Origin of the sequence: Streptomyces sp. NP160, from assembly GCF_006335115.1 — a bacterium.
GTDB lineage: Bacteria > Actinomycetota > Actinomycetes > Actinomycetales > Quadrisphaeraceae > Quadrisphaera.
The window spans coordinates 192,880-209,309 of record NZ_VDMJ01000009.1 but is presented as its reverse complement, the minus strand read 5'-3'; the positions used below and the strand labels follow the sequence as shown (position 1 = coordinate 209,309).

General features: G+C 76.6%; 15 protein-coding genes and 1 pseudogene. 10 read left to right on the top strand and 6 right to left on the bottom strand.

What is annotated here, in order from left to right; translation table 11 throughout:
* The 7 genes from FHN55_RS07235 (at nt 1) to FHN55_RS07205 (ending at nt 5,940) form a co-directional block, all read left to right on the top strand.
* Nucleotides 1–462 carry an SRPBCC family protein gene (locus FHN55_RS07235; RefSeq protein ID WP_139711580.1) on the top strand — a complete coding sequence of 154 codons (462 nt, stop codon included), beginning with the start codon at nt 1–3 and terminating at the stop codon, nt 460–462.
* Nucleotides 463–472: 10 nt separating this feature from the next.
* Entirely contained in the window at nt 473–1,711 is a 1,239-nt protein-coding gene (locus tag FHN55_RS07230; RefSeq protein ID WP_139711578.1) for a hypothetical protein, read from the top strand.
* Nucleotides 1,712–1,859: 148 nt separating this feature from the next.
* Entirely contained in the window at nt 1,860–2,027 is a 168-nt protein-coding gene (locus tag FHN55_RS07225; protein ID WP_109772666.1) for a DUF3117 domain-containing protein, read from the top strand.
* A gap of 47 nt (nt 2,028–2,074) precedes the next feature.
* Nucleotides 2,075–3,751: a M17 family metallopeptidase gene (locus FHN55_RS07220; RefSeq protein WP_218974421.1), complete on the top strand. Its 1,677-nt coding sequence runs from the start codon at nt 2,075–2,077 to the stop codon at nt 3,749–3,751.
* Nucleotides 3,751–4,455: an O-methyltransferase gene (locus FHN55_RS07215; RefSeq protein WP_139711576.1), complete on the top strand. Its 705-nt coding sequence runs from the start codon at nt 3,751–3,753 to the stop codon at nt 4,453–4,455. Before FHN55_RS07220 ends, FHN55_RS07215 begins: the two co-directional genes overlap by 1 nt.
* 25 nt (nt 4,456–4,480) lie before the next feature.
* The gene (gene sigE / locus FHN55_RS07210; RefSeq protein WP_257570755.1) at nt 4,481–5,164 is read left to right on the top strand and encodes an RNA polymerase sigma factor SigE; all 684 of its coding nucleotides are present in this window, start codon (nt 4,481–4,483) and stop codon (nt 5,162–5,164) included.
* Between the two features lie 119 nt (nt 5,165–5,283).
* A complete protein-coding gene (locus tag FHN55_RS07205) occupies nt 5,284–5,940 on the top strand; it encodes a twin-arginine translocase TatA/TatE family subunit (protein WP_139711573.1) in 657 nt (218 codons plus the stop codon).
* A 44-nt stretch (nt 5,941–5,984) separates the two neighbouring features.
* On the opposite strand, the gene FHN55_RS07200 is transcribed toward FHN55_RS07205, so the two are convergent.
* The 5 genes and pseudogenes from FHN55_RS07200 to FHN55_RS07180 all read right to left on the bottom strand — a co-directional run bounded on the left by FHN55_RS07200 (nt 5,985) and on the right by FHN55_RS07180 (nt 12,413).
* Nucleotides 5,985–7,169, bottom strand: a complete 1,185-nt coding sequence (locus FHN55_RS07200) for an Mrp/NBP35 family ATP-binding protein (protein WP_373995706.1) — start codon at nt 7,167–7,169, stop codon at nt 5,985–5,987.
* A 49-nt stretch (nt 7,170–7,218) separates the two neighbouring features.
* Nucleotides 7,219–8,055 carry a hypothetical protein gene (locus tag FHN55_RS07195; protein WP_139711571.1) on the bottom strand — a complete coding sequence of 279 codons (837 nt, stop codon included), beginning with the start codon at nt 8,053–8,055 and terminating at the stop codon, nt 7,219–7,221.
* Between the two features lie 53 nt (nt 8,056–8,108).
* Nucleotides 8,109–10,202: an ATPase, T2SS/T4P/T4SS family gene (locus tag FHN55_RS07190; RefSeq protein WP_218974420.1), complete on the bottom strand. Its 2,094-nt coding sequence runs from the start codon at nt 10,200–10,202 to the stop codon at nt 8,109–8,111.
* A gap of 332 nt (nt 10,203–10,534) precedes the next feature.
* Nucleotides 10,535–11,026, bottom strand: a pseudogene (locus FHN55_RS23620) (DUF1003 domain-containing protein); the annotation flags it as partial.
* Nucleotides 11,019–12,413, bottom strand: coding sequence for a magnesium transporter MgtE N-terminal domain-containing protein (locus FHN55_RS07180; RefSeq protein WP_257570754.1), 1,395 nt, complete (start codon nt 12,411–12,413; stop codon nt 11,019–11,021). The gene FHN55_RS07180 and the pseudogene FHN55_RS23620, both read right to left, overlap by 8 nt.
* Before the next feature lie 182 nt (nt 12,414–12,595).
* Here FHN55_RS07180 and FHN55_RS07175 point away from each other — a divergent pair, with 182 nt between their 5' ends.
* The 3 genes from FHN55_RS07175 to FHN55_RS07165 all read left to right on the top strand — a co-directional run bounded on the left by FHN55_RS07175 (nt 12,596) and on the right by FHN55_RS07165 (nt 14,611).
* Nucleotides 12,596–13,456, top strand: a complete 861-nt coding sequence (locus FHN55_RS07175) for a L,D-transpeptidase family protein (protein WP_218974419.1) — start codon at nt 12,596–12,598, stop codon at nt 13,454–13,456.
* Nucleotides 13,457–13,529: 73 nt separating this feature from the next.
* Nucleotides 13,530–14,096: a Dps family protein gene (locus FHN55_RS07170; RefSeq protein ID WP_139711567.1), complete on the top strand. Its 567-nt coding sequence runs from the start codon at nt 13,530–13,532 to the stop codon at nt 14,094–14,096.
* Nucleotides 14,093–14,611 carry a general stress protein gene (locus FHN55_RS07165; protein ID WP_139711565.1) on the top strand — a complete coding sequence of 173 codons (519 nt, stop codon included), beginning with the start codon at nt 14,093–14,095 and terminating at the stop codon, nt 14,609–14,611. Before FHN55_RS07170 ends, FHN55_RS07165 begins: the two co-directional genes overlap by 4 nt.
* Nucleotides 14,612–14,683: 72 nt before the next feature.
* Here the strand turns inward: FHN55_RS07165 and FHN55_RS07160 are convergent, their stop codons facing one another.
* Nucleotides 14,684–16,288, bottom strand: coding sequence for an aminopeptidase P family protein (locus FHN55_RS07160; RefSeq protein WP_139711563.1), 1,605 nt, complete (start codon nt 16,286–16,288; stop codon nt 14,684–14,686).
* Nucleotides 16,289–16,430 lie beyond the last annotated feature (142 nt).

The following is a 16,430-nucleotide window of genomic DNA, read 5'->3' as shown; positions in this document are numbered from 1 at the left end:
GTGGCCCGCTTCACCGCCCACCGCGAGGTGGCCGCACCCGCCGACGTCGTCTGGGGGCTGGTCACCGACTGGGCCCGCCACGGCGACTGGATCCCGCTGACCACCATGACCGTGGAGCGCGACACCGGCGGCGTCGGCACCCGCTTCACCGGCCGCAGCGGCGTGGGCCGGCTGGCCTTCGACGACCCCATGGAGGTCACCTCCTGGGAGCCGCCCACGCCCACCCGCGCCGGCACCGCGGCCATCGACCACCGGGGCTCGCTCGTGCTGGGCCACGCGGAGGTGCAGGTGGTGCCGCTGCCGGGCGGGCGCAGCCGCCTGCGCTGGACCGAGGACATCGCGCTGGTCAGCCGGAAGCTGTCGCGCGCCGTGACCCTGCCCATCGCCGTCGGCGGGCGCCTCGCCTTCGGCAGCACCCTGAAGAAGGTCGCCGCCGAGGCCGAGGCGCGGGTCGCCCGGTGAGCACGGGCGCGTGAGCGCTCCGGTCGCCGGGCTGCTCGACCTGCGCGAGCGCACCGGCGCGGCCCTCGCGGCCGCCGGCGGCCGCGCCTGGACGGGCCTCCTGCTCCTGCCCGGGTGGGCGCAGGCGCTGCTCGTGTACGCCGCCACGCGGCTCTTCGCCGTCGTCGTGACGGTGTGTGTCGCGCGGTTCCAGGCGGCCTCGGTGTGGACGCCCGCCTCGCCGTCCTACGCCGTCATGGCGGCGGACCTGTGGGACGCCACCTGGTACCGCAGCATCGCCGAGGGCGGGTACCCGCTCCCGCTGCCCCGCTCGGGCGACGGCGCCGCCTCCCAGAGCGAGTGGGCGTTCTTCCCCGCCTACCCGGGGCTCGTGCGGCTGCTCATGGCCGTGACCGGCGGCAGCTGGGAGGCGGTGGCGCCCACCACCGCGCTGCTGCTCGGCGCCGGGGCCGCCGTGGTGCTGAGGCGGCTGTTCGCCCGCGTCGCGGGGGAGGGCCCCGCCCTGGCGGGCCTGCTCCTGGTGCTCTGCGCCCCCGCGGCGCCGGTGCTGCAGTACGCCTACACGGAGTCGCTCGCGCTGCTGGCGCTCGCCTGGGCGCTGCTGGCGCTGGTGGAGCGCCGCTACGGCTGGTGCGTGCTGGCGGTGCTGCTTCTGGGCGCCACCCGCGCCGTCGCCCTGCCGTTCGCGCTGGTGGTGCTGGTGCACGCCGTGGCCCGCTGGCGCGCGGAGGGCCGGGCGCTGCCCGTGCGGGACCGCGTCGCGCTGCTCGGCCTGCTCGCCGCCAGCGGCGTCGCGGGGGTGGCGTGGCCGGTGGCGGTGGGCGTGGCCACCGGGGTCCCCGACGCGTACACGCAGGTGCAGTCGGCGTGGCGCAGCGGTCGCGTGGTGTGGGTGGAGCCGTGGTTCCGCGCCTCCTCACAGCTGTTCGGCGATGTCGCCGGCCCCGTCCTGCTGGTGGTGCTGGTCGGCGCGCTGGTGTGGTGGTGCACCGGGCCCGCGGCCCGCTCGCTGGGGCCGGAGCTGCCCGCCTGGGTGCTCGCGCAGCAGGCCTACCTGCTCGTGGTCCTCGACCCGTGGACGTCGCTGTTCCGCTACCTGCTCCTGCAGGTCCCGCTGGCCCTGCTCATCGCCGTCCAGGTGCGCTCGCGGGCCGCCGTCGCGGCGTGGGCGGTGGCGGGGCTGGCCCTCCAGGTGGTGTGGGTCGCGTGGCTGTGGAGGTTCTCCCCGCCGTCGGACTGGCCACCGTGACGGGCGGGTGACCTGCGAGGCGCGACCGACCGGTGGACGCCTCGGTTACCGGACGCCGGTCCCCGATGGGATGATGCTCACAGACCGCGGGTGCTCACGCGCCCGCTCCCACCGATGGCGTGCCTTGCACGTGGAAGGGGTGTGCCGCATGGCTGCCATGAAGCCCAGGACTGGTGACGGTCCCCTCGAGGTCACCAAGGAGGGGCGGGGCATCGTCATGCGCATGCCGCTCGAGGGCGGTGGCCGTCTCGTCGTCGAGATGAACCCCGACGAGGCCAACGCCCTGGGCGACGCCCTCAAGACCGCCGCGGGCTGAGCGTGGCCGGCGCGCCTCCCCCCTCGGCGCCGCCCGCGCTCGGCAGGGTGCCCGACCTCCGGGCCGGCCCACGGACCGACCGCCCGCTGCCGCGGGTGGAGGTCGCCGCTCCCCTCGACGTCGCCGAGGTCACCGACGCCACCGGCCTCGCCGGTGGCGTCGGTGCGCTGGCCGGCTGCTCCCTGCTGGTGGTCCCCGTCGGCCGCGCAGCGCGCCACCAGGACGGTGCCCAGCCGGGTGCCGTGGACGAGGCCCAGGACGACGACGCCTCGGCTGCCCGCGTGGTGCTCGGCGCCGCCGGCTCCTGGGCCGCGGCCAGCTCCGGCCTCGACCTCGTCGAGGTCTGCGCGCTGGCGCGCTGGCGCGGCGCCGCCGGGACGTCGCTGCCGGTGCACGGCGCCCGCCTCGCGGGCGACCCCCGCGACGGTGGCGGCGCACCGGTGCGCCTGGTGCTCCTCGGCACCGGGTCCGGGTCCGCGCGGGCCCTGCGCCGTGCGGGCGCCGCGCTCGCGCGCGCCGCTCGCGGCTGCGACCGGGTGGCCACCGCGGCTGCCGCGGAGCTCGACGCCGAGGGCCTGCGCTCCCTGGCGGAGGGCCTGCTGCTCGGCGCGTGGTCGCCCCCGCGCACGGGCGTCGAGGAGGGGCCGGAGCCCGCGGTGCGCACGGTCGTGCTCCTCGGCGCCCCAGCCGGCCACGAGCGCGCCCTGGGCTCCGCCGCCACGGCGGCCACCGCCACCTGGCGCGTCCGCGACCTCGCCGCCACGCCGTCGTCCACCAAGACCCCGGCCTGGGTGGCGGGTCAGGCGCGGGCCCTCGCGGCGGCCGCCGCGGTGGACCCGGCCGCCGGGACCCTCGAGGTCGCCGTGCTCGACGAGGAGGAGCTCGCCCAGCGGCGCGCCGGCGGCCTGCTGGCCGTGGGGGCCGCCTCCCAGCACCCGCCGTGCCTCGTGCGCGTCGACTGGACCCCCGCCGCCCCCGGCGCGGCCGGCCGGGGGCGGGCGGTGCTCGTGGGCAAGGGCATCACCTTCGACACCGGGGGCCTCGCGCTCAAGCCGCGCGAGTCGATGGTGGCCATGAAGACCGACATGGCGGGCGCGGCCGTGGTGCTCGCCGCCGTCGTGGCCGCCGCTGAGGCCGGTCTGCCCCGGCCCGTCACCGCCCTGCTGCCGCTGGCCGAGAACGGCCTGGGTGCCAGCAGCTACCGCCCCGGAGACGTCATCCGCGTGCTCGACGGCACCACCGTCGAGGTCGACAACCCCGACGCCGAGGGCCGGCTCGTCCTCGCCGACGCCCTGGCGCTGGCCGACGCCGAGCTCGACCCGGCGCTCCTCGTCGACGTCGCCACCCTCACCGGTGCGGCCACGCTGGGCCTGGGGCGCCAGCACGCCGCGCTCTACACCTCCGACGACGCGCTGGCCGCCGCCCTGGCCGCCGCCGGTGAGTCGACGGGGGAGCGGGTGTGGCGGATGCCGCTCGTGGAGGAGTACCGCGCCAGCCTCGACTCCGACGTCGCCGACCTGCGCCACGTGCCGTCGCGGCCGGCACCCGGGGCCGGCTCGGTCACCGCGGCCCTGTTCCTGCGCGAGTTCGTGGGGCAGCGCCGCTGGGCGCACCTGGACATCGCCGGTGTCGGGCGCTCGGAGAAGGAGTCGCACGAGGTGCCGCGCGGCGCCACCGGCTGGGGGGCGCGCGTGCTGCTGCGCCTCCTCGAGGACCTGGCGTGATGCCCGGGCTCCCCGGGGCGCAGCACCAGCCCGCGGGCGCACCCGCGCGGCGCGCACCGGCCACCTCGGCCAGCGGCTCCAAGGCCGCGAGCTGGCAGTACGCCGAGCACTTCGTGCCCGAGTCCGAGGCGGTCGAGCGGGCCCGCACCCGCGCCCGCGAGCTGGGCATCGCCGCCGTCGGCAACGGCGCCGGGGCGCTGCTGCAGACGCTGTGCGCCGCGGTCGACGCCCGCGCCGTGGTGGAGGTGGGCACCGGGGCCGGCGTGTCCGGGCTCTGGATGCTCGGGGGCATGCCGCGCGACGGCGTCCTCACCACCATCGACGCCGAGGGCGAGCACCTGCGCGCCGCCCGCACGGCCTTCGCCGAGCTGGGGGTGCGCAGCGGCCGCATCCGCGGCATCACCGGCCGCGCCGTGGACGTGCTGCCGCGCCTCACCGAGGGCGGCTACGACCTCGTGCTCCTCGACGCCGACCCGATCGGCACCGAGGCCTACCTCGAGCGTGCGGTGCGGCTGCTGCGGCCCGGCGGGGTGGTCGCCCTGCACGGGGCGCTCTCGGCGGACCGCGCCGGCGACCCGGCGCAGCGCGACCCCGTGACCACCGCGGTGCGCGAGCTCTCCCGGGCGCTGCGCAGCTCCCCGGACCTGCTGCCGGCCCTGGTGCCCAGCGGCGAGGGCCTGCTGCTCGCGGCGCGTCGCCGGTGACCCGCCGGGACCGTCGCCCGGGGGCGTGACCCGGCTCACACCTGCTCCTCAGGCCGTTGCCAGCAAGGAGCGGCAGAGTGGACGCATGTCAGCGCAGGCGGGTGAGCAGCCGTGGACCCCTCCCTCGTGGGAGGACCTGGTCCGCGAGCACTCCGCCCGGGTCCACCGGCTCGCCTACCGGCTGACGGGTGACCGCGACGACGCCGACGACCTCACGCAGGAGGTCTTCGTCCGGGTGTTCCGCTCGCTCGACACCTACGTGCCCGGCACGTTCGAGGGCTGGCTGCACCGGATCACCACCAACCTCTTCCTCGACCAGGCCCGCCGGCGCCGGCGGCTGCGCTTCGACGCGCTGACCGAGGAGATCTCCGCCCGGCTGCCCGACCGCGGTGCGGGCCCGGAGCGGGCTTTCGAGGCCGGGCGCTTCGACGTGGACGTGCAGGCGGCGCTCGACAGGCTGTCCCCCGACTTCCGGGCCGTGGTGGTGCTCGCCGACGTCGAGGGGCTGACCTACGAGGAGGTCGCCGAAGTGCTCGGCGTCAAGACCGGCACCGTGCGCTCGCGACTCTCGCGGGCCCGCGCGCAGCTGCGCAAGCACCTGGAGCACCGCGCTCCGGCGCGTGCCGCACGCCCGACCTCCCCGCCCGCCCGGCGCTCGGGGCCGCGGGTCCTGGGAGGCCCCGGACGGGTGGTTCCGCTCGTCGGCTGAGGCCGCAGAGCGCCCCGCGAGGGCGGGTGCGGCCCCCGCGCGGGGGCAGCGGGGGCAGGATGGTGCCTGTGGACCCGGTCTTCGGGGCCCGGCGTGTGCGGTGAGCGAGGGAGCAAGCTGTGTTCGGCATCAACCCCGGCGAGTTCGCCGTCCTGCTGGTCATCGCGCTCATCGTGGTGGGACCGGAGCGGCTGCCGAAGTACGCCGCGCAGCTGGGCCGCATGGTCCGCGAGGGCCGCAAGATGGCGATGGGGCTGCGCGAGCAGGTGCGCGGTGAGCTCGGTCCCGAGTTCGACGACGTGGACTGGAAGAAGCTCGACCCCCGCCAGTACGACCCCCGCAAGATCATCCGCGACGCCCTCACGGACACCCTCGAGGACGACGACGAGCCGCCGGCCAAGCCCGCCCCCAAGCCCGTGAGCAGCGGTGGCCCCGCGGCGGTCGGTGGTGCGGCCGCTGCCGCCGGAGCCGTCGGTGCGGCCGGTGCGGCCTCGAACGGGTCCACCGCCAACGGCTCGGCGAGCGCGAACGGCGCTGCCAGCACGAGCAGCCTCCCCCCGGGCGCGGGCCTGCCGTCCGTGAGCCCCGCCGACAAGCGCCCGGCCAGCGCGGCCTCGCCGCTGGAGGCCGCTGCCGTCGGGAAGCCGAGCGAGACGACCCCGGCCGCGGAGGCGGCGGGTCAGGCGAACGGCCAGGCGGTCGAGGGCGCGGACGGCCCGGCGGTGCCGATGGCCCGTTCCTCGGCCGGCGCCGCCGTCGACCTTGAGGCCACCTGACGGGACCGCCGAGGCCCGGCCGGCAGGACCGGCCGGTGCGGGCCTCAGACGGGGACGACGCCCAGGGGGCGCCCGGCCAGGCCGCGGGCGCGCCGGCCGAGCGTGCGGGCCAGGTCCGACAGCACCTGGGCCGCGGGCGAGCCGGGCGCGGACAGCACCACGGGCGTGCCGGCGTCCCCTCCTTCGCGCACGGCGACGTCCATCGGCACCTGGGCCAGCAGCGGCACCGGCGCTCCCGAGTCGCGTGAGAGCCGCTCGGCCACGGCGGCGCCGCCGCCCGAGCCGAAGACCTCCAGGCGGGAGCCGTCGGGCATCGGCATCCAGCTCATGTTCTCCACCACGCCGACCACGCCCTGCCCCGTGCGCGCCGCCAGCCCGCCCGAGCGGTGCGCGACCTCGGCGGCGGCGGGCTGCGGGGTGGTCACCACGAGCAGCTCCGAGCCCGGCAGCAGCTGCGCGGCGCTGATCGGCACGTCGCCGGTCCCGGGCGGCATGTCGAGCAGCAGCACGTCGAGGTCGCCGAAGTGCACCTCGGTGAGGAACTGCTGCAGCGCGCGGTGCAGCAGCGGCCCGCGGTGCATCACCGGCTGGCCGTCGGGCACCACCATGCCCATGGAGATCACCTTGACGCCGTGCGCCACCGGCGGGATGACGACGTCGTCGATCTTCACGGGCCTGTCGTGGGTGCCGAGCATGCCGGGTACGGAGAACCCGTGGACGTCGGCGTCGACGAGGCCCACCCGCAGCCCGTCGCGGGCCATCGCCACCGCGAGGTTCACCGTCAGGGTGGACTTGCCGACCCCGCCCTTGCCGGAGGCCACGCAGTACACCCGGGTCAGCGAGCCCGGCCGGGCGAACGGCACGTCGCGCTCGCCGCCGGAGGAGCCGGCGGGACCGCGCAGCACGTCGCGCAGGCGGGAGCGCTGCCCGTCGTCCATGAGGCCCAGGTCGACCCGCACCCCGCGCACGCCGTCCACCCCCATGACGGCGGCGGTGACGTCGCGCTCGAGGGTGTCGCGCAGCGGGCAGCCCGACGTGGTCAGCAGCACCTGCACCAGCACGGCCCCGGTGCTGGAGACCTCCAGCGACCCGACCATGCCGAGGTCGGTGATGGGCCGGCGGATCTCCGGGTCGAGCACGGTGCCCAGCGCCTGGCGCACCGCGGACTCCTCCGGCCCCGGCCTCGCGGCGGGCGTCGCGGCGGACGAGGGACGGCGGAGCAGGCTCACCCCTCGAGCCTAGGTGCGTCCGCGCAGGTCCCGCCCACCCGGCAGGGGCTCACAGCGGCGCGAGCAGCCCCTCGGCGGTCGCGACGGCGCGCATCTGCTCGCCCGTGAGGCCCTCGGACCCGTCCGGGGCGCCGCGCCCGTCGTCGGAGCCGTTGTGCAGCCACACCACGCCTCCGCGGGGGTCGGTGCGCCAGGTCTGCCGCGCGGCGCCGCCCGCGTCGTCGTCGTCGGTGGCCCAGGAGATGGTGACGAGCACCCCGCCGCCGGGGGCTGCGGTGACGCACTCGGCCAGGTCGGCGCGGGTGGTGCGGAAGCTGGTGTCGCTGTCGCCGGCCCAGCTGAGGGGGTAGCGGGAGGTGCAGTCGACCAGCGGGAACAGGCCCGCGGTGGCCGTGGGGGTGCTCGGGTCGTCGGCGTCGGGCCGCAGCGCGACGCGCACGCCCGAGACGTCCCCTTCGGCGTCCAGCACCCGCAGCCTGCCGGTCCACACCTCGTCGTCGCCGTCGTCCTCCAGCGACACCGGCTCGGCCAGCTGCACGCCCGCCTCGTCGAGGGCGTCGGAGAGCCGGTCCTCCAGGCGCTCCTGCGGGCTCCGCAGCGCGTGGGAGGCGCCCACGAGCACGACGACGACGACGAGCGCGGCCGCCCCCACCGCGCCCGCCCGCAGGCGGCGTCCGCGCCGGCCGGCCCCGCGGGCCGGCTCGCCGGTGCGCGTGCCGCCGCCCGCGGCGCCAGCCGGCTCCTCGGCGTCGAGGTCGGCGTCGAGGTCGGCGTCGAGGTCGGCGTCGAGGTCGAAGGCGTCGGGGTCGCTCGCGCCCTGCCACGGGTCGGCGCTGAGGTCGACCAGGAGCGCGTCGTCGGCGTCAGCCGTCCCGGCAGGTCTCACGCGTCCTCCCGCAGGCCGGCGCCGGGCGCACGAGCACCCGGCCTCCGACGAGGCTAGGCCCAGTGCTGGGGTGCGGCCTCCTGGTGCAGCGCCTGCACCGACTGCAGCCGCGAGGAGGGCGGCAGCGCGTCACCGCCGATGAAGGTCCCTGCGCGCGGTGCGGGGGCGGGCGCAGGGCCGGTCACGGGCGCGGGCTGGGCCTCGACGGCAGCGGGGCGCAGCGCTCGCCCGGCCACGGGGGTGGCGCACCACGGGCAGCACGCCCACTCCTGGCGCAGCGGCCGGTGGCAGTCGGTGCAGCCCTCCGGCTGCTGGGCGGTGCCGCAGTACGGGCAGGCGACCATGCCCTCCTCCAGCGTGCGCTCGCAGGCGCGGCAGCTGGTGGGGGCGGCGTCGTCGGAGGCGGTCACGCGCAGCGCCTCCTCGAAGGTGGTCTGGCCGGCGAGCGCCTTGCGGACGGCGGAGTCGCGCAGCGACTCCATGCCCCGCTGCGCGGCGGCCTCACCGACCGCCGCCTCGCGCGGGTCGGCGATGAGCACGCGGCGCAGGTCGGCGTCCACCTCGAGCACCTCGTACACGGCGGTGCGCCCGCTGTAGCCGGTGCCGCCGCAGTCGGGGCACCCGGTCCCCTTGCGGGGGGTGGCGCCGACCAGGTCGGAGGGGTGCAGCCCGAGGGCCTGCAGCACCGCCGCCGGCGGCTCGTAGGGGGCCGCGCAGGAGGAGCAGGGCTTGCGCACCAGGCGCTGGGCGATGGCGGCGGTGAGGGAGGACGCCACGAGGAAGGGCTGCACGCCCATGTCCACCAGGCGCGTCAGCGCCGCGACGGCGGAGTTGGTGTGCAGCGTGGTGAGCACCAGGTGACCGGTGAGGGAGGCCTTGAGGGCCAGCTCGGCGGTCTCGGAGTCGCGGACCTCGCCGACCAGCACGATGTCGGGGTCCTGCCGCAGCACCGAGCGCAGCCCGGCCTGGAACGTCAGGCCCGTCTTCACGTTCACCTGCACCTGCGTGATGCCGGGGAGCTGGACCTCGACCGGGTCCTCCAGCGTGATGATGTTCTTCTCCGGCGTCAGCACCTCGGCCAGCGCGGAGTACAGCGTGTTGGTCTTGCCCGACCCGGTGGGACCGGTGATGAGCACCAGGCCCTGCGGCACGGACAGGGCCTTGCGGAAGACCTCCAGCTGCGCCGCCTCGAAGCCCAGGGAGTCGAGGTCGGGCACGGCGTCACCGCGGGTGAGCAGTCGGATGACCACCTTCTCCCCGTGCAGCGCCGGCAGCGTGGAGACGCGGCAGTCGAAGGCGGAGCCGTCCACGATGACGCGGCTGCGGCCGTCCTGCGGCACGCGGCGCTCGGCGATGTCGAGGCCAGACATGATCTTGATGCGGCTGATGATGGGCCCGGCGGCGCGCTTGGAGGCGCTCATCACCTCGCGCAGCATGCCGTCCACGCGGTAGCGCACGCGCAGCTCGTCGCGCTGGGTCTCGATGTGGATGTCGGAGGCGCGGGCGCGCACGGCGTCGGACAGGATCCGGTTGACCAGCTTGACCACGGGCGACTCCTCGTCGCCCGCCCCGGCGTCCTGCTCCAGCGCCGAGGAGGAGCCCAGGGAGCTGTCGAGGTCGCCACCGGCGTCCTCGACGGCCGCCGCGGACGAGCGGTCCTGGCCGAGCGACCAGGCGCGGGCCAGCTGCTCGCGCACCTGGCTCTCGGTGGCCACCGTCACCACGAGGTCACCGGCACCGGTGTGCAGGCGCACGTCGTCGAGGGCGAGCACGTTGGTGGGGTCGGCCACGGCCACCACGAGCCCAGTGCGCGTGCGCTCCAGCGGCACCACGCGGGTCCGCTCGGCCACGGCCTGCGGCAGGCTGCGCACGACCTCGGGGTCCGGGACCATGCGCGACAGGTCCACCACCGTCAGGCCCAGCTGGTCGGCCAGCGCACGCGCGATGGTCTTCTCGTCGGCCACCCCGGACTGCACCAGCAGCTCGCCGAGGCGCTTGCGCCGGCCCGTGCTGCTCTGCTGCCCGGCGAGGACCTCGCTCAGCTGCGCCGGCGTGAGGACGCCGGCGTCGACGAGGACGTCACCGAGCCGCCGCCGCTGCAGGGACTGCAGCGTGGACAGCGTGGGGGAGGGACGGCCGTGGTTCACCCCCGGTCCATCGGCACGCGGCACCACCCGGTTGAGCGCCTGACCTGCAGATCTTCAGCAGGGCGACGCGGCGGCGGACCGGGTCAGCGGTCCGTGGCGGCGGGCACCGGCTGCGCGGGAGCGGTCGTGCGCCCCGTGGGCTGACCGGGCTGACCGGGCTGACCGGGCGCGCCGGGTTCCTCGGCGGCGTCGGCCCGGGGCTGCGCCCGCTCCCGCTTGCGGGCCTTCTCGCGCGCCTTCTCCCGGCTGCGGTCCAGCGGCCGGTCCAGCCGCGGCTCGGCGTCGTCGTCGTCCTCGTCCTCCTCGCCGCGGCGCGCCTCGGCAGTGACGAGCTCCAGGTCGGCCAGCAGCGAGCGCAGCTCGGAGCGCACGAAGTCGCGGGTGGCCACCTCGCTCACCGCCAGGCGCAGCGCCGCCACCTCCCGTGCCAGGTACTCGGTGTCGGCGAGGTTGCGCTCGGCGCGCTGGCGGTCCTGCTCGAGGCCCACCCGGTCGCGGTCGTCCTGGCGGTTCTGCGCCAGGAGGATCAGCGGGGCCGCGTAGGAGGCCTGCAGCGACAGGATCAGCGTCAGCAGGGTGTAGTTCAGCGCCCGGGGGTCGAACTGCGCCGACGCGGGCGCGTAGGTGTTCCAGGCCAGCCACACCAGCACGAACACCGTCATGTACAGCAGGAACTGCGGCGTGCCCATGAATCGGGCGAACGCCTCGGACAGCCTGCCGAAGCGCTCCCCGTCCATGCGCGGCACGCGCGGCGCGAGGCGCTGGCGGCTCTCGCGGGGGACGTCGAGGGCCTCGCGGCGGCGGCTCTCGCGCTCGTCAGCCACGTCCGGACCTCCCGCCCTTCCCCGGCTGGCGGACGGTGCCCGCGTCGACGGCCCGCAGCTGCCCCGTCACCGTCTCGAGCTCGCGCTGCGGCTCGACGGCCTCCTCGTCCACCTGGCGCCAGTCCTCGGGGAGGAGGTGGTCGAGCACGTCGTCCACCGTGACCGCGCCCAGCAGGCGGCCCTCCGGGTCCGCCACGGGCAGCGACACGAGGTCGTAGGTCGCCAGGCGCCGCGTCACCACCGCGAGCGGGGTGTCGGGGGACAGCGGCTCGATCTCGCGGTCGAGCAGACCGCCGATGGCCTCGTGCGGGGGCTCGCGCAGCAGCCGCTGCAGGTGCACCACGCCCAGCAGCCGGCCCGTGGGCGTCTCCGTGGGCGGGCGCACCACGAACACCGCGGCGGCCAGCGTGTACGGCACCTCCGTGCGGCGCACGGTGGCCAGCGCCTGCGCCACGGTCGCCTCCGGGCCCATGACCACCGGCTCGGTGGTCATGAGGCCGCCGGCGGTGTCCTCCTCGTAGGCCAGCAGGCGGCGCACGTCGCGCGCGTCCTCGGGCTCCATGAGGCCCAGCAGCTGCTCGGCCGCCTCCTCCGACAGCTCGTTGAGCAGGTCGGCGGCGTCGTCGGGCTCCATCGCCTCCAGGACGTCGGCGGCGCGCTCGCGGCCCAGGGCCGACAGCACCTGCACCTGGTCGTCGTTCGGGAGCTCCTGCACCACGTCGGCCAGCCGCTCGTCGTCCAGCTCGGAGGCCAGCTCCACGCGGCGCTTGAGCGGCATGTCGTGGAGGAGGTCGGCGATGTCGGCGGGCTTCATCTCCTCCAGGGAGGCCGCCAGCAGCGTGGCGCCCTGCTCCTGCGGGGTGCCGAACAGGCCCGCGGCGTCGTGCACGTCGATGAGGGCGGTGGAGCCCTTGCGGCGCAGGCCCTTCTTGCGACCGCCCTTGCCCGCCTCGCGGACGAACAGGCGCCCGACCTCCCAGTCGCGCGAGCGGGCCTGCTCGAGCGCGACGTCCTCGACGAACCCCTCGATGGGCCCGTCGACGTCACCGCCGTGCACGGCGCGCGCCGCGGAGCCGCTGAGCACGACCTCCCGGTCGAACAGGTCGGTGATGACCAGCACCTCGGCCTCGCGCTGCTCGAAGCGCCGCACGTTGAGCACGCCGGTGGTGATGACCTGGCCGGTGTCCATGCTGGTCACGCGGGTCATGGGGACGAAGATGCGCTTCTTGCCGGGGACCTCCACCACCAGGCCCACCGCGCGAGGACGCCGTGCCGCGCGGGGGACGACGACCACGTCGCGCACCCGCCCCACGCGGTCTCCCACGGGGTCGAAGACCGGCAGTCCGGCCAGGCGCGCGACGAAGACCCGGGTCGGTGCGCCACTCACGTCTGACGAGGGTAGCGGCGCCGGCTGGGAGGTCACGGTGGGTTCGCGCCCGCCCGGGGGACGCCTGAGGACGACGACGGCGGCGGACACGGTGGGTGCCTGCTGCAACAGACGGGGACGGTGCTGCGTCATGGGGGTGGGAGCCGCTGGGGGACGCGGCCGCAGGGGTGGGGAGAGCAGTGGTGGCGGTGCGCAGGTCCGGCGGGTGGCTCGCGGTGGTGCTCGGGGCGGCGGTGGCGGCCAGCGCCTGCGCCCCGGCCGAGGCGGCGAGCGGTGCGGGGGGCTCGGAGGCGTCCGCGCCGCCGGCCGTCGTCGAGGTCCCCGCGGACCCGGCGGCGGACCCTGCGGCGGACCCGGCGCCGGCGGGCCCCGCGCCGTCGCCCGCTGCGCTCCCGTCGTCGTCCCCGTCCGACCCGGCACCGGCCCCGGCGGAGGCGGCGGCCTCGCAGGTGCTGCGTCCCGGTGACAGCGGCCCGCGGGTGCTGGCGCTCCAGCAGCGCCTGTCCGACCTGGGGTACTGGCTGGGCGCTCCCGACGCGCGCTGGGGCGGCCTCACCACGCAGGCCGTGCTCGCCCTGCAGGGCGCCGCCGACCTGCGCCGCGACGGCGTGGCGGGGCCGGCGACCCTGGCGGCGCTGGAGGCGGGCGTGCGACCGACGGCCACCACCACCTCCGGGCGCGCCACCGAGGTCGACAGGGAGCGCGGGCTCGTCCTCTTCGTGCTCGACGGGCAGGTCCAGCTCGTCCTGCACACCTCCACCGGCACCTTCGAGCGGTACACCCACGGCGGTCGGAGCTACCTCGCCGACACCCCCGCGGGCACCTTCCGGGTGAGCCGCGCCGTCGACGGGTGGCGCGAGGGAGACCTGGGCCGCCTGTACCGGCCGCGCTACTTCCACCCCGACGGCATCGCCGTGCACGGCTACGGGTCGGTGCCGGCCCTCCCGGCCTCCCACGGCTGCGCCCGGGTGAGCCTGCAGGCGATGGACCTCGTCTGGGAGCGCGACCTCATGCCGGTCGGGAGCACCGTCGTCGTGCGCTGAGGGTGCGGCGCCCGGCACCGGGGCGGCTCAGCGCCGACGGGCGGAGCGCCGCTCGTCGATCTAGCGTTGCAGCATGGCTTCCAACCACTACGGCGTGCCCGGCATGGGCGAGGGCGACTCCGCGAAGGTCGCCGACATCCTGCAGGACCGGCTGTACGCCCTCAACGACCTCCACCTCACCCTCAAGCACGTCCACTGGAACGTCGTGGGTCCCCACTTCATCGCCGTGCACGAGATGCTCGACCCCCAGGTCGACACCGTGCGCGAGTACGCCGACGAGGTGGCCGAGCGCATCGCCACCCTCGGCGGGTCCCCGAAGGGCACCCCCGGCGCCCTCGTCGAGAACCGCGGCTGGAACGAGTACTCGATCGGCCGCGCCGGCGCCATCGAGCACCTGGGCGCGCTCGACCTCGTGTACTCCGGGGTGATCTCCAGCCACCGCGAGGCCATCGAGGCCACCGGTGACATCGACCCCATCACCGAGGACCTGCTCATCGGCCAGTCCGGCCAGCTGGAGCAGTACCACTGGTTCGTGCGCGCGCACCTGGAGAACGCCGGTGGTGAGCTCTCCACCTCCGGCGCGAGCTCCGAGCGCGAGGCGACGGTGCTGGCCGAGGCCGGCGCCGAGGAGACCGTGTGACAGCCGGCTCGCCCCAGCCCCGCGTGCGCGGGGGCATCACGCTGCCCACCGGCTCCGAGGTCGCCTCCTACGCCACCTACCTGGAGGCGCAGAAGGCGGTCGACCACCTCTCCGACGAGGGGTTCCCGGTGCAGCTGGTGAGCATCGTCGGCACGGACCTGCGCAGCGTCGAGCGCGTCACCGGGCGCCTCACGTACGCCCGCGTGGCGCTCGCCGGGGCAGCGTCGGGCCTGTGGTTCGGCCTCTTCCTCGGCCTGCTGCTCACCCTGTTCGTGGGGGGCGGCGGCCTCAACCTCTGGCTGGCGGCGGTCCTCATCGGCGCCGGCTCGGGGATGCTCTTCGGCGTCATCAGCTACGCCCTCACGGGCGGCCGGCGCGACTTCAGCTCCGTCAACGCCATCCTCGCGTCGCGGTACTCCGTGATCTGCGCCGACCAGGAGGCGGGCCGCGCCCGCCAGCTGCTGCAGGGCCTGGAGGGCGTGCGACCGCTGCAGCGGGAGCCCGGCCCCCTCTGAGCCCCCCCGCACGCACGAGGCCCGTCGCCGTCCCGATCAGGACGACGACGGGCCTCGTCGTGTCTGCGCCGCTCAGCGCAGGGAGGCCATCCAGCTCTCGACGTCGGCGGGGCGCCGCGGCAGCGCCGCCGACAGGTTGACGCACCCGTCCTGCGTGACCAGCACGTCGTCCTCGATGCGCACGCCGATGCCGCGCAGCTCGTCCGGGACGAGCAGGTCGTCGGCCTTGAAGTACAGGCCAGGCTCGATGGTGAACACCATGCCGGGCACCAGCTCGGCGTCGAGGTACATCTCGCGCCGCGCCTGCGCGCAGTCGTGCACGTCGAGGCCCAGGTGGTGGGAGGTGCCGTGCACCATCCAGCGGCGGTGCTGCCCACCGGTCTCGGCGTCGAGCGCCTCGGCGGCGGTCACCGGCAGCAGCCCCCACTCCTCCAGGCGCGCGGCGACGACCTCCATCGCGGCGGCGTGCAGGTCGCGGAACCTCGAGCCCGGCCTGGCGACGGCGAAGGCGGCGTCGGCGGCGTCGAGCACCGCTTGGTAGACGCGCCGCTGCGCGGGGGAGAAGCGCCCGTCCACCGGCAGCGTGCGCGTGACGTCGGCGGTGTACAGCGACGTCGCCTCGACGCCCGCGTCCACCAGCACCAGCTGGCCCGGGCGGACCGGGCCGTCGTTGCGGATCCAGTGCAGCGTGCAGGCGTGCGGCCCCGCGGCAGCGATGGTCTCGTACCCGACGCCGTTGCCCTCGCGGCGCGCGACGCCCTCGAAGGCGCTCTCCACCACCCGCTCGCCGCGCTCGTGGCGCACCGCCGCGCGCAGGGAGCGCGCCACGTCGGCGAAGCCGGCCACGGTGGCGGCGACGGCCTCCTGCAGCTGCTCGACCTCCCAGGCGTCCTTGACCAGGCGCAGCTCGGACAGCGCCTCCGCCAGCTCCGCGTCCGGGTCCGGCGACTCGCCCGTCCCGCTCTCCAGGGGCGGCCCCCCGACCGACCGGCCGGCCTGCACGAGGGCGCTGACGGCGGGGTCGGCGTCGGGCACCACGCGCACCACGCCGCCGGGCGCCGCCAGCGGACCGGTGAGCGCCTCGACCAGGCCGTCGACGTGGCGGCACACCAGACCCAGCTCGGCCTCGACGTCCTCCAGGGAGGGGCGCACCCCCACCCAGAACTCCCCGTAGCGGGCGTCGGCCCAGAACTCGTCCGTGGTGCGCTCGGCGCGGGGGCGGAAGAACAGCTGGGCCTCGTGGCCGCCGCCGTCCTGCGGCTCCAGCACGAGCACGGCGTCGGGCTCGCGGTCGGCGCCCAGGCCCGTCAGGTGCGCGAAGGCCGAGTGCGGCCGGAAGCGGTAGTCGGTGTCGTTGCTGCGCACCTTCAGCGGCCCGGCCGGGAGCACCAGCCGGTCGCCGGGGAACCGGGCGCTGATGCGCTCGCGGCGAGCGGCTGCCCACGGGGCCGCCGCGAGGCGCTCCGGGGGAGCGGGGCGCGGCGCCCAGCCGCCGGCGATGAAGTCGCGGAAGGCCTGGGAGGTCGGTCGCTGGCTGCGGTTGGAGCCGCGCTCCGCGAGCCGCTGCGCCTCGTCGGCTCCGACCGTCTCCCCGGTGCCCTCGGCCTCCACGACGGGCCCGGCGGCCTCGCCGAGGGGGCGGTCGACGGTCTCCGCGGTGCTCGTGGCCTCGCTCATGACCCGATCCTCCCACCGCGGGTCCGCAGGTGGCCCCGGCCCCGGCGCCGCGTCCGCAGGCCGCGGTCGTCGCGCACCGTCACCGGTGCTCACAGGCATCATGATCACGCTGCGCCACCCGGGCGTCGCTCTGAGGTCACCG